At 63.8% G+C, this 12770-nt stretch carries 10 protein-coding genes; 5 read left to right on the forward strand and 5 right to left on the reverse strand.

Going from position 1 to position 12770, the window contains the following annotated elements; translation table 11 throughout:
• Positions 1-76 precede the first annotated feature (76 nt).
• The gene (locus tag AC07SZ_RS24740) at positions 77-964 is read left to right on the forward strand and encodes a phosphotransferase family protein (protein ID WP_056570409.1); all 888 of its coding nucleotides are present in this window, start codon (positions 77-79) and stop codon (positions 962-964) included.
• Positions 961-3402 carry a GcvT family protein gene (locus AC07SZ_RS24745; RefSeq protein ID WP_494916259.1) on the forward strand — a complete coding sequence of 814 codons (2442 nt, stop codon included), beginning with the start codon at positions 961-963 and terminating at the stop codon, positions 3400-3402. The genes AC07SZ_RS24740 and AC07SZ_RS24745 overlap by 4 nt, the downstream gene beginning before the upstream one ends.
• 95 nt (positions 3403-3497) lie before the next feature.
• Here AC07SZ_RS24745 and AC07SZ_RS24750 read toward each other — a convergent pair whose 3' ends face one another.
• The gene (locus AC07SZ_RS24750) at positions 3498-4130 is read right to left on the reverse strand and encodes a class I SAM-dependent DNA methyltransferase (protein WP_056569636.1); all 633 of its coding nucleotides are present in this window, start codon (positions 4128-4130) and stop codon (positions 3498-3500) included.
• Positions 4131-4235: 105 nt separating this feature from the next.
• Between AC07SZ_RS24750 and AC07SZ_RS24755 the strand changes: the two genes are divergently transcribed.
• The gene (locus AC07SZ_RS24755; RefSeq protein ID WP_494916260.1) at positions 4236-5138 is read left to right on the forward strand and encodes a phosphotransferase; all 903 of its coding nucleotides are present in this window, start codon (positions 4236-4238) and stop codon (positions 5136-5138) included.
• Positions 5139-5210: 72 nt separating this feature from the next.
• On the opposite strand, the gene AC07SZ_RS24760 is transcribed toward AC07SZ_RS24755, so the two are convergent.
• The 3 genes from AC07SZ_RS24760 to AC07SZ_RS24770 form a co-directional block, all read right to left on the reverse strand.
• Positions 5211-6134, reverse strand: coding sequence for a DMT family transporter (locus AC07SZ_RS24760; protein ID WP_056569630.1), 924 nt, complete (start codon positions 6132-6134; stop codon positions 5211-5213).
• A gap of 171 nt (positions 6135-6305) precedes the next feature.
• Positions 6306-6566: a hypothetical protein gene (locus AC07SZ_RS24765; RefSeq protein ID WP_065005410.1), complete on the reverse strand. Its 261-nt coding sequence runs from the start codon at positions 6564-6566 to the stop codon at positions 6306-6308.
• A gap of 88 nt (positions 6567-6654) precedes the next feature.
• Entirely contained in the window at positions 6655-7935 is a 1281-nt protein-coding gene (locus AC07SZ_RS24770; protein ID WP_056569625.1) for an amidohydrolase family protein, read from the reverse strand.
• A 205-nt stretch (positions 7936-8140) separates the two neighbouring features.
• Here AC07SZ_RS24770 and AC07SZ_RS24775 point away from each other — a divergent pair, with 205 nt between their 5' ends.
• A complete protein-coding gene (locus AC07SZ_RS24775; RefSeq protein ID WP_494916293.1) occupies positions 8141-9895 on the forward strand; it encodes an ABC transporter ATP-binding protein in 1755 nt (584 codons plus the stop codon).
• A 166-nt stretch (positions 9896-10061) separates the two neighbouring features.
• Here AC07SZ_RS24775 and ilvD read toward each other — a convergent pair whose 3' ends face one another.
• Positions 10062-11906 (reverse strand): dihydroxy-acid dehydratase, encoded by a 1845-nt coding sequence (gene ilvD, locus AC07SZ_RS24780; protein WP_172371041.1) that lies wholly within the window; start codon positions 11904-11906, stop codon positions 10062-10064.
• Positions 11907-12165: 259 nt separating this feature from the next.
• On the opposite strand from ilvD, the gene AC07SZ_RS24785 reads away from it, so the two are divergent.
• Positions 12166-12633 carry a VOC family protein gene (locus AC07SZ_RS24785; RefSeq protein ID WP_056569621.1) on the forward strand — a complete coding sequence of 156 codons (468 nt, stop codon included), beginning with the start codon at positions 12166-12168 and terminating at the stop codon, positions 12631-12633.
• The last annotated feature ends 137 nt before the right edge of the window (positions 12634-12770 follow it).

The following is a 12770-nucleotide window of genomic DNA, read 5'->3' on the forward strand; positions in this document are numbered from 1 at the left end:
TTATTTGCGCTTCTCCCCGCCGTCGCTGCGCTGTCCATGGCGCCTTGTCGAAGCCCAGCAAACCAGGGATGATCCCGTGATTGCCGAAGACCGCATCCGTGCCCTGCCCTGCTGGACCGGCGCCATCGAGATCGCCCCGCTGCCCGGCGGCCTGAGCAACGCCAATTATGTAGTCAGCGACGGTGCCGGACGGCATGTCGTGCGCTTCGGTCAGGACTATCCATTCCACCATGTCTTCCGCGAACGCGAGGTGATGACCGCGCGCGCGGCCCACGCCGCCGGTTTCGCACCGGCGGTCCATTACGCCGAACCGGGCATCATGGTGACGGCGTTCCTTGGCGCCAGGACCTATCTTGCCGAGGACGTGCGCGCCAATCTCGGCCGCGTCGCGGCCTTGATGCGCGGCTTCCATCGGGAGATGCCCAACCATATTTCCGGCGCGGGCTTCATGTTCTGGGTCTTCCACGTCATTCGCGACTACGCGCGCACGCTCGAGGAAGGCGGCAGCCGCAAGCGCGGTGACTTGCCACGGCTGCTGACGCTGGCAGACGAGTTGGAGCGGGCGCAGAAATTGCTGCCGATCGTCTTCGGCCACAACGACCTTTTGCCGGCAAACATTCTCGACGACGGCAGCAGGCTGTGGCTGATCGATTTCGAATATGCCGGCTTTAACACGGCGATGTTCGACCTTGCCGGCGTCGCTTCGAACGCGGGCATGAGCGACGAGGAATCCTTCGCCTTCCTGACCGCCTATTTCATGAAGGAACCAGACGATGCGATCCGCCGCTCGCACGCCGCCATGCAATGCGCCTCGCTGTTGCGCGAGGCGATGTGGAGCATGGTGTCGGAACTCTATCTCGACGCGCCAGGCATCGACTACGTCGCGTACACCGAAGAAAACCTGGTGCGGCTCGACGCGGCGCTGGAAAACTACCAGACAAAATACGGGATCCTGAAATCATGACCTTGCCCAGCCAGGCCGCCATCGTCGTCATCGGCGGCGGCATCATCGGCTGCTCGACGGCCTATCATCTCGCGCGCGATCACAAGGCCGACGTCGTGCTGCTCGAACAGGGCAAGCTGACCTCGGGCTCGACCTGGCACGCCGCCGGTCTGGTCGGGCAATTGCGCTCGTCGGCATCGATCACCCGGGTGCTCAAATATTCGGTCGACCTCTACAAGGGACTGGAAGCTGAAACCGGTCTTGCCACCGGCTGGAAGATGACCGGCTGCCTGAGGCTCGCCACCAATGCCGACCGCTGGACCGAATACAAAAGGCTGGCGACGACGGCGAAGAGCTTCGGCATGGACATGCATCTTTTGTCGCCGGACGAGGTCAAGGCGATGTGGCCGCTGATGGAAACCGGCGATCTCGTCGGCGCCTCCTGGCTGCCGACCGACGGTCAGGCGAGCCCTTCCGACATCACGCAGTCGCTGGCCAAGGGCGCGCGCATGCATGGCGCGAAGCTGTTCGAGGATGTCCGCGTCACCGGTTTCGAGATGAAGGGCGGCCGCATCACGGCCGTTAAGACCAATCAAGGCGACATCGCCTGCGACAAGGTGGTGAACTGCGCCGGCCAATGGGCGCGGCAGGTGGGCGCCATGGCCGGCATCAATGTGCCGCTGCAGCCGGTGAAGCACCAATACATCATCACCGAGAAGATCGATGGACTGGCGACCGACGCGCCGACGCTGCGCGACCCCGACCGGCGCACCTATTTCAAGGAGGAGGTCGGCGGGCTGGTGATGGGCGGCTATGAGCCCAACCCGCAGGCATGGACGACGGGTGACGTGCCCGACGACTGGGAATTCCGGCTGTTCGACGACGACTACGACCATTTCGAACAGCACATGACACAGGCGATCGCGCGGGTGCCGGCGCTGGAAACCGTCGGCGTCAAGCAGATGATCAACGGACCGGAAAGCTTTACGCCGGACGGCAATTTCATTCTCGGCACGGCACCCGAATGCGCCAACATGTTCGTCGGCGCCGGCTTCAACGCCTTCGGCATCGCGTCCGGCGGCGGCGCCGGCTGGGTGCTGGCGCAGTGGGTGGTCGACGGCGAGGCGCCGCTCGACCTGTGGGTGGTCGACATCAGACGGTTTTCCGCCCTGCACCACGACCGGCAATGGGTGTGCGAGCGCACGCTGGAGGCCTATGGCAAGCACTATACGATCGGCTTCCCGCACGAGGAATATGCCAGCGGCCGGCCGCGCATCATCTCGCCGCTCTACGACAGGCTGAAGCAACGGCGCGCGGTATTCGGCTCCAAGCTCGGCTGGGAGCGGCCGAACTGGTTCGCGCCCAAAGGCGTCGAGCAACACGACATCTATTCCATGGGCCGGCAGAACTGGTTCGCGGCGGTCGGCGACGAACACCGGCATGTGCGCGAGCATGTCGGCATCTTCGACCAGTCGTCCTTCGCCAAATACGAGCTGAGCGGACCCGATGCGGCCAAGGCGCTGGACTGGATCTGCGCCAACGATGTCAGCAAGCCGGTCGGCCGGCTGACCTACACCCAGCTTCTCAACACGCGCGGCGGCATAGAGGCCGACCTGACCGTGGCGCGGCTGGCCGAGGACAAATTCTACATCGTCACCGGCACCGGTTTCCGCACGCATGACGCCTCCTGGATCCGCGACCATATCGACGAGGGCCTCGATGCCAACCTGACCGATGTCACCGAGGAATTCGGCACGCTGTCGCTGATGGGACCGCGCGCCCGCGATGTGCTTTCCGCGGTGACCGAGGCCGATGTGTCGAACACGGCATTCCCGTTCGGCCATGTGCGCGAGATCGCCATTGCCGGCCACACGGTGCGGGCGCTGCGCGTCACTTATGTGGGCGAACTCGGCTGGGAATTGCATGTGCCGATCGCGGCCACTGGTGAAGTCTTCGACGCATTGACGGCGGCGGGCGAGAAGCACCGCATCCGCCCGGTCGGGTACCGGGCGCTGGAATCGCTGCGCCTGGAAAAGGGCTACCGCGCCTGGGGCTCCGACATCACGCCCAACGACACGCCGCAGGAAGCCGGGCTCGGCTGGGCGGTCAAGCTGCGCAAGAACACCGATTTCGTCGGACGGCGCGCGCTCGAGAAACTCGATGGCATGCCTTTGAAGAAGCGCTTTGCCGGCTTCACGGTCGACAATCCGGAGATCGTGCTGCTCGGCCGGGAGACCATCCTGCGCGATGGCGAGCCGGTCGGTTATCTGACCAGCGGCGGCTATGGCTACACGATCGGCAGGAATATCGGCTATGGCTATGTGCGCAATGGCGACGGGGTGAGCGACGATTTCCTCGCCTCGGGCGACTATGAACTGGTGGTCGCAATGGAGCGGACGCCGGCCAAGATCCATCTCGAGCCGATGTACGATCCAGCGGCGGAGAGGGTAAAGGCCTAGATAAGGTTCATCGGTTCACGGAAACGCCGAACCGCCTCTTTGTGTTGACGCAATTCCCAAGGGAAAACAGCGACACGGTTTTTCCTGGAATTGCTTCAGTTTACCCGCAGGACAAGGCCCCGGCTGGGCACGGTGTCGGCCTCGCCTGGCATGGAGACGTAAGGGCGTGTCTCCTCGGCGCGGGTGACGATGCCTTGCGCCTCGAGTTCGGCGATGCGCGCTGCAAAACCCTGATCCCACAGCGTGTTCTTGACCGTCAGCACGATCACCCCGCCGGGCCGGCAGATGCGAATCAGGTCGTCCAGCCCTTCGACGCCGACATGGCCCGAGGTGAAGACGCCGGCCGAAACGATTCCGGCATAGGCATTGTCGGCAAAAGGCAGCCTACCGCCAAGCGCGAGGCAATGCAGCGCGGAATAAACCCCTTTGCGGGCGGCCTGATCCAGCATGCCTTGCGAGATGTCCAGCGCCTCGACTTCGGGATAGCCCGCAATGTTCAACCATTCACCGATGAGACCGGTGCCCGCGCCGGCGTCGAGCAGCGGCGCCAAGCCACGCGGCAGATGGCGGGCGAGCAAGGCAAGGCAGATCGTCGGGTGGCGATAACCGGCGGCTGACATGTCGGCGTCATAGGTCTGCGACCAACGGTCATAGAGGGCGGCCACTTCCTCTGGCCGCTTCGACGCGTAGGCGGCGCCGAGTGCCCCATGATGTTTGCCGTCCACCATCGCCGTTCCGCCAGCCGCTCTCTTGCCCACCACGATCGGATGATAGCCAAACGGCGAAAATTGTGGAACCGTTGCGATGAGAAATAATCGCGTGGGGGCGCAGGCATGGTGACAGACGAGGCGCGGGCAGAACTTGCCGCCATTCCGGTGCTGGCCGGCTATGCCGGACCACTGGACCGGCTTGGCGGCCTCACCAATCTCGTCTTCAAGGCCGGCGACTTCTGCCTGCGCATTCCGGGCAAGGGCACCGAGGAATACATCAACCGCGCCAACGAAGCGGTGGCGGCGCGCGAGGCGGCAAAGGCCGGCGTCAGCCCCGAAGTGCTGCATGCCGACGCCGGCACCGGCGTGATGGTGACGCGCTTCATCGCCGGTGCGGAAACGATGTCACCGGAGAAATTCAGGGAACGGCCGGGCAGCCCCGCCCGCGCCGGCGAAGCGTTCCGCAAGCTGCACGCGTCCGGTGCGGTGTTTCCTTTCCGCTTCGAACTGTTCGCGATGATCGACGACTATCTCAAGGTCCTGTCGACCAAGGACGTCGCCCTGCCCGCCGGCTATCATGACGTGGTTCGCGAGGCCGGGAGCGTGCGCTCGGCGCTGGCCACCCATCCCCTGCCGCTCGTCGCCTGCCATTGCGATCCGCTGTGCGAGAACTTCCTCGATACGGGCGAGCGGATGTGGATCGTCGACTGGGAATATTCGGGGATGAACGACCCGCTCTGGGATCTCGGCGACCTCAGTGTCGAAGGCAAGTTCGACGCTACGCAGGACGAAGAGCTGATGCGCGCCTATTTCGGCGGCGAGGCGAAACCGGCGGAGCGCGGACGTGTCGTCATCTACAAGGCGATGTGCGACCTGCTGTGGACGCTGTGGGGGCTGATCCAGCTTGCCAACGACAATCCCGCCGACGATTTCCGTGCCTATGCCGACGGCCGCTTCGCGCGCTGCAAGGCGTTGATGGAGACGCCGGAGTTTTCGCGGCATCTGGCGGCAATACGCCGGGGTTAGCCCCGCAATCCGGATTTAAATCTTATCCGTGCCGCCGTCCCAGGAACGCCGCGCACTTTTGGGCGACAGGCGTCAATTCACACCCTTCGGCACATTTTCGGGCGGCACCGTGGTGTCGACCACCTTTTGGCGGTGGAAAATGAAGATGCCGGCCAGAACGACGATGGCGGAGCCGATCAGGATGCGCGGGCCGGGGACGTCACCGAAGAACACCAGTCCGAACACCACGGCCCATAGCAGCAGCGTGTAGTGCAGCGGTGCCAGCGTCGAGGCCGGCGCCAGCTTCAATGCCCTGGTGATCATCAGATGGGCGGCACAGGAGACGATGCCAAGCAGGAGCATGGCGCCGAAATCGAGCGCCGACGGTGTCCGCCACGCGCCGATGGTCAGCGCGCCGCCGACCAGCAACGTGCCGATCGTCTGCCATGTCACAAGGTTGGTGTCGCTGGTGCCGCGCAAACGCCGGTTGAGGATGATGGCGAAGGCAAAGGCGATGCTGCCGACGAGGGCGAAGGCCGAGGATAGCGAGAACGCCTCCGAGGACGGCTTCAGGATGATCAGCACGCCGCAGAAACCGAGCAGGATCGCCAGCCAGCGCCGCCAGCCGACCTTCTCGCCCAGCAGCAGGTGCGACAGCGCCGCAACGTAGATCGGTCCGGCCATGTAGAAGCTCATCACGTCGGCGAGCGGCAGATAGACGACCGCGGCGTAGAACAGCCCGGTATCGGCCGTGGTCGCGAGCACGCGCAGGAGTTGGAGGATAGGCCGCTCCAAGTGGAAAAGCTTTGCGGGGCCCTGGTTGGCGATCATCGGGCCGAGCACGATGAAGGCGCCGACGGAGCGGATCAGCACCACCTGACCGACGGAGAAGCTTGCGACCAGCCATTTGCCCATCGCATCGTTCAGCGCAAACATGAAATCGCCGGCCAGCATCAGCAGAATGCCGGCCAGAAGAACGTTCCTGATTGTGGAATTCTGCGCCACGGGCTGCGTCATGCCGATCCCGATTCCTCCCTCGCGTAGAGCATTCCTGTGGAAAGACCGTCTTATACTTTCCTGGAATTGCTCCAGGCCGCGTCGTAGACGGAAGCGGCGGCTTTGACGAGGAGAAATCCCGAAATCGGCAAGGCCAGCACCGGGAATCGGCTGGCTCTGGCCCGTCCCAACCTACTTCGGTTGCGGCCTGACGATGATCGGCCGATAGATCACCGGCCGGTTCCAGGGATCGAAGTCCGGCGTGCTTCTCAGTTCCGCGCGGCGATCGAGATCAATGCGCTGCAGGCATTCGGCGAACGCGTCATTCTTCTTGAGAAAACCGTAGGACCGGCATTTCGCTTCGTCGGCGGCGCGTCGATCCTCCGCCGACATCGTCGTGCAGCCGGCGCAAAGCGCCGTCAGCGCCATCGCCACAAGAGTCTTGCGCCACATGGAACCCTCCTCGATTAAAAGTGGAGAATCACTGTAGACTTATTCGCGGACGGGCAAAGCGGCGAAGCTTGATGCAGATGCTGGCGTCCTATTGGGCCTGATGCCTGCGGTTCACCGCCGCCGGCCTGCCAGGCAGGGAAAGCCTGGTATCCTGCCTTGTCCGTTCCGCCACCACCTTGCCCCTGGCGATGACGCAAATGCGCTCGGCGCGCAGGCGCAGGGCCTCGATCGGATTGCCGGCGTCGAGGACGACGAGGCTGGCGCGCTTGCCGACGGCCAGGCCCAGATGATCCAACCCCATGATCGCGGCGTTGACGTTGGTAACCATGTCGAAGCAGCGCGCCATGTCGGCCGGGCTCGACATCTGGGCGACGTGCAGGCCCATGAAGGCGACGTCGAGCATGTCGGCGGTGCCCAGCGAATACCAGGGATCGAGCACGCAATCCTGGCCCCAGCCGACGCGGATGCCGAGCGCCTGCATTTCCTTGACACGGGTCATGCCGCGCCGCTTCGGAAAAGTGTCGTGGCGGCCCTGCAGCATGATGTTGATCAGCGGGTTGGGGATGGCGGACACGCCGGCCTCGGCGATCAGCGGCAGAAGTTTCGAGACATAATAGTTGTCCATCGAATGCATCGAGGTGAGGTGCGAGCCGGCCACCCTGCCCTGCAGGCCCAGGCGCTGCGTTTCATAGGCCAGTTGCTCGATGTGGCGCGACAGCGGGTCGTCGGTCTCGTCGCAATGCAGGTCGACCATCAGGCCGCGTTTTGCCGCGATCTCGCAAAGCTCGGTCACCGAGCGCGTGCCGTCCGTCATGGTACGCTCGAAATGCGGAATGCCGCCGACGATGTCGACGCCCATGTCCAGCGCGCGGATGGTGTTTTCACGCGCCTTCGGCGAGCGGTAGAAGCCATCCTGCGGAAACGCCACCAGTTGCAGGTCTATGTAAGGGGCAATGGTTTTCTTGACGTCGAGCAGGGCCTCGACGGCCAGCAAACGGTCATCGCAGACATCGACATGGGTTCGGATGGCGAGCAGGCCCATCGACACCGCCCAGTCGCAATAGGCGAGCGCCCGGTCGCGCACCGCCTCATGCGTCAGCAACGGCTTCAGTTCGCCCCACAATGCAATACCTTCGAGCAGCGTGCCCGAGGCATTGATGCGCGGAATGCCGTAGGACAGCGTTGCATCCATATGAAAATGCGGATCGATGAAGGGCGGCGAGACCAGATTGCCGCGGGCGTCGACCTCGGTCCGGGCGGAACTTTGCAGTTTGGGCTCGATCGCCGCGATCGTCTCGCCGCTGATGCCGATATCGGCAATCCCGCCATCCGGCAGCGTGCCGCCACGAACGATAAGGTCGAAATCCATCTGTCGTCATCCCGTTCCAGAATCACCCAGCCATGGTGGCGTAAAAGACAGCTTGCCGCAGCCGTTTCTTTCGGCGATCGCGAAAGGTTTCCTCCCGCGGCAACTCCCTCTATAAGCCGCCTCTCGTCCACGCTGCGATCGGCTTCGGACTCAAGGCCATAGTCGCAAACCATGGAAGTCCCGTGTGAACTTCAACTTGCCGTTCCTGAAACGCGACGAACGCTCGATCGAGAACCAGCGCCTTATCGTGCGGCTGGTCAAAGAGTCCTTCGGACAGCATAAGTTCGGATACGGCGCCGCCATCCTGTCGATGCTGGTGGTGGCTGGCATGACGGCTGCAAGCGCCTGGATCCTGCGCGAAATCACCAATGAATTCGTGATCGACAAGCGGATCGACCGTGTCAACATGATTGCCGGCGCGGTCGCCGGGATCTTCATCCTCAAGGGCCTCGCCAATTTCGTCCAGGCCTACTTCATGAGCCGGGTCGGCAATGCCATCATCGCCGACCGGCAGCGCAAGATCTACGACCGCATCCTGGCGCAAGGCATCGAATTCTATCATTCGACCTCGTCATCCGACCTGATCACCCGCATGACCAACAATGCCCAGGCGGCACGCAACGTGCTCGACCTGATCGTCACTTCCTACGTCCGCGATCTGGTGACCCTGCTCGCCTTGATTGGCGTCATGATCTGGCAGCAACCGGCACTGTCGCTGATCTGCTTCGTCGTCGGGCCGCTGGCCATCTACGGCGTCAATCGCATCCTGAAGCGTGTGCGCAAATTCGCCGCCATGGAATTCCGCTCGGTCGGCCAGATCATTCAGGTGATGCAGGAAACCGCGATCGGCGTGCGCGTGGTCAAATCCTTCAACCTCGAAAGCTTGATGCGCAAGCGCATGTACAAGGCGGTGGCGGACGTCGAGGATCGGGCCAACAACATCGCCGCGCTGGAAGCGGTGACCAGCCCGGTGATGGAGACGCTGGCAGGACTGGCGATCGCCGGGGCCGTCATGGTCAGCGGCTTCCTGGTCCTGCAGGGCGGCCAGATGCCTGGCAACATCATGGCCTTCATCGCGGCGCTGCTGCTTGCCTATGAGCCGGCAAAGCGGCTTGCGCGCGTGCGCATCTCGCTGGAAAGCGGCATTGTCGGCGTGCGCATGATGTTCCAGCTCGCCGACGAGCCGCTGACGCTGGCCGAGAAACCGGGCGCGACGCCGCTTCGGGCCGGACCAGGCGAGATCCGGTTCGATGCCGTCAGCTTCGCCTATCAGAACGGCCCGCCGGTTCTCGACGGTTTCGACCTGACCTTCGCGCCCGGCAAGATGACGGCGCTGGTCGGCCCGTCCGGCGGCGGCAAATCGACGATCCTCAACCTGATCATGCGCATGTACGACCCGAAGAGCGGCAAGGTGCTGCTCGACGGCCAGGACATTTCGCATGCCACGCTCGCCTCGCTCAGGGAAAAGATCGCCTATGTCAGCCAGGACACGTTCCTGTTTGCCGGTACGATCATGCACAACATCCGGCTCGGGCGAGAGGGCGCGACCGACGACGAAGTGATCGCCGCCGCCAAGGCCGCCAACGCGCATGACTTCATCAAGGCGCAGGCGAAAGGCTATGAGACCGATGTCGGCGAGAATGGCGGCCTCTTGTCGGGCGGCCAGCGCCAACGCATCTCGATCGCACGCGCCATGCTGCGCAATGCCGAAATCCTGCTGCTCGACGAGGCGACCAGCGCGCTCGACGCCGAATCCGAAGCGCTGTTCCGCGACGCACTGCAGCAACTGACCGAAGGGCGCACGACGATCGTCATCGCCCACCGCCTGTCGACCGTGCACCAGGCCGACACGATCGTGGTGCTGGAAGCCGGCACGGTGGTGGAGAGCGGGCCACATCGTGCGCTGCTCAATCAGGGCGGGCTTTACCAGAAGCTGTATGAGTATCAGCTGATGCCGTGAGGGCCCTTTCCTTCTCCCCTTGTAGGAGAAGGTGGCCGAGCGAAGCTCGGCCGGATGAGGGGTGCTCCAGCTTGGCGCCGGTGGCGATCCTTCACCCCCCTCAACCGTCTCGGCGCTGCGCGCCGATCCACCTTCCCCCACAAGGGGAGAAGGTAAGGTCGCGCCTCTACTCCGGCACGTGGCGCACCGCGCCCTTGTCGGCGCTGGTGGCGAAGGCGGCGTAGGCGCGCAGCGCGGTCGTCACCTTGCGCTTGCGCTTTTCCTCCGGCTTCCAGGCCAAGGCGCCCTTGGCCGCCATCGCCGCGCGGCGTGCCTCAAGCTCGGCCTCGCTGACGGCCAGGCGGATGGTGCGGTTGGGAATGTCGATCTCGATCGTATCCCCTTCCCTGACCAACCCGATCGTGCCGCCTTCGGCGGCTTCGGGCGAGACATGGCCGATCGACAGTCCCGACGTGCCACCGGAGAAGCGGCCATCGGTGACCAGCGCGCAGGCCTTGCCGAGGCCCTTCGACTTCAGATAGCTGGTCGGATAGAGCATTTCCTGCATGCCGGGACCGCCACGCGGTCCCTCATAACGGATGACGACGACATCGCCGGCCTTGATCTCGTTGGACAGGATTGCCTTGACCGAAGCGTCCTGGCTTTCGAACACCCGCGCCGGGCCGGTGAATTTCAGGATCGACTCGTCGACGCCCGCCGTTTTCACGATGCAACCGTCGAGCGCCAGATTGCCCTTCAGCACGGCAAGACCGCCATCCTTCGAAAACGGCGTCTTTGCGGAACGGATGACGCCCGTCTCACGGTTGGTGTCGAGCTCGTCCCAGCGCCGGTCCTGGCTGAAGGCGACCTGCGTCGGCACGCCGCCGGGCGCGGCGAGGAAGAAGTCGCGGACATTCTGGCTGGAGGTGCGCGAAATATCCCAGTGATCGAGCGCCTCGCCGAGGCTGGCCGTATGCACCGTCGGCAGGTCGCGGTTGATCAGCCCTGCTTCGTCGAGCTGGCCAAGGATCGCCATGATGCCGCCGGCGCGGTGGACGTCTTCCATGTGCACGTCGGACTTTGCCGGGGCCACCTTGCAGAGCACGGGAACCCGCCGCGACAGCCGGTCGATATCCTCCATGGTGAAGTCGACCTCGCCCTCATGCGCGGCGGCCAGGATGTGCAGCACCGTATTGGTCGAACCGCCCATGGCGATGTCGAGCGTCATGGCGTTCTCGAAGGCGCCCTTCGAGGCGATGCTGCGCGGCAGTGCCGTCTCGTCATCCTGTTCGTAGTAGCGCTGGGCGAGATCGACGACGAGATGGCCGGCCTCGACAAACAGGCGCCTGCGGTCGGCATGCGTCGCCAGCGTCGAGCCGTTGCCCGGCAGCGACAGGCCGAGAGCCTCGGTCAGGCAATTCATCGAATTGGCGGTGAACATGCCCGAGCAGGAACCGCAGGTCGGGCAGGCCGAGCGCTCGATGACCTTGACGTCCTCGTCGGAGATCTTGTCGTCGGCGGCCGCGACCATGGCGTCCACCAGGTCGAGCGCCTGCGCCTTGCCAGCCAGCACCACCTTGCCGGCTTCCATCGGTCCACCGGAGACGAACACGGTCGGGATGTTGAGGCGCAGCGAGGCCATCAGCATGCCGGGGGTGATCTTGTCGCAATTGGAGATGCAGACCATGGCGTCGGCGCAGTGGGCGTTGACCATGTATTCGACGGAATCGGCGATCAATTCGCGCGACGGCAGCGAATAGAGCATGCCGTCATGGCCCATGGCGATGCCGTCATCGACGGCGATGGTGTTGAACTCCTTGGCGACGCCGCCGGCCTTCTCGATCTCGCGCGCGACCAGCTGGCCGAGGTCCTTCAGATGGACATGGCCCGGCACGAACTGGGTGAAGGAATTGACCACGGCGATGATCGGCTTGCCGAAATCCGAGTCCTTCATGCCGGTGGCGCGCCACAGGCCGCGGGCGCCGGCCATGTTGCGGCCGTGGGTGGTGGTGCGGGAGCGATAGGCAGGCATGTTTTTTCCTTGGTGGCTGGCCGCGGCCAAAGCGTGGCGCGGCGGAGCTGAATTTGGATCGCAGGCGTTATAGCCGCCAGAGCTTGGTCTGGCCACATTTTTGCGATGCGCCAGATTCCGCCGAAAAACGAGAATCGACGAAAAATCGGATGCCGCTGTCGGATTGCGCGGCGCACGGCCGTCCTTGGGTAGACGGCACGGAAATGGCACCATTCTCGGGGTCAGCCGTTTCACTGCAGAAGCAAGCGAGGAGCACGACATGCAAAAGATCACCACCTGCCTGTGGTTCGACGGCCAGGCCGAAGAGGCGATGAACCACTATGTGTCCATCTTCAAGAATTCGAAGGTGCTGAGCGTTCTGCGCTGGCCCAAGGGACATGCCAATGAGGGCAAAGTGCTGATGACCACGTTCGAGCTCGACGGCGTGCCGTTCCAGGCGCTCAATGGCGGGCCGCAATTCAAGTTCAACGAGGCGATGTCACAGTCCATCGACTGCAAGACGCAGGAAGAGGTGGACTATTTCTGGGAAAAGCTCACGGAAGGTGGCGAGCCGGGCGTCTGCAGCTGGCTGAAAGACAAGTTCGGCGTCTCCTGGCAGGTCGTGCCGGAGCAATTGCCGAGGCTGCTTCTCGATCCAGACCGGGCCAAGGCCGGCCGGGTCATGTCGGCGATGATGCAGATGGGCAAGATCGACATCGCCAAGATCGAAGCAGCGGCCAAAGGGTGAGAAGCAGTCCGCGTAGCGGACGAAAAGCCAATTGCTTGGCTTTTCGAGCTTAGGCTGAACACCCGAAAGGCGGGGAGCCATTCGGAGGGCGGAGGCGCATCTCAGCCGCTAATCCTTGAGATTTGCGCTGTCCCTCA

The sequence above is a fragment of the Mesorhizobium sp. GW821-FHT07A06 genome, assembly GCF_059419085.1.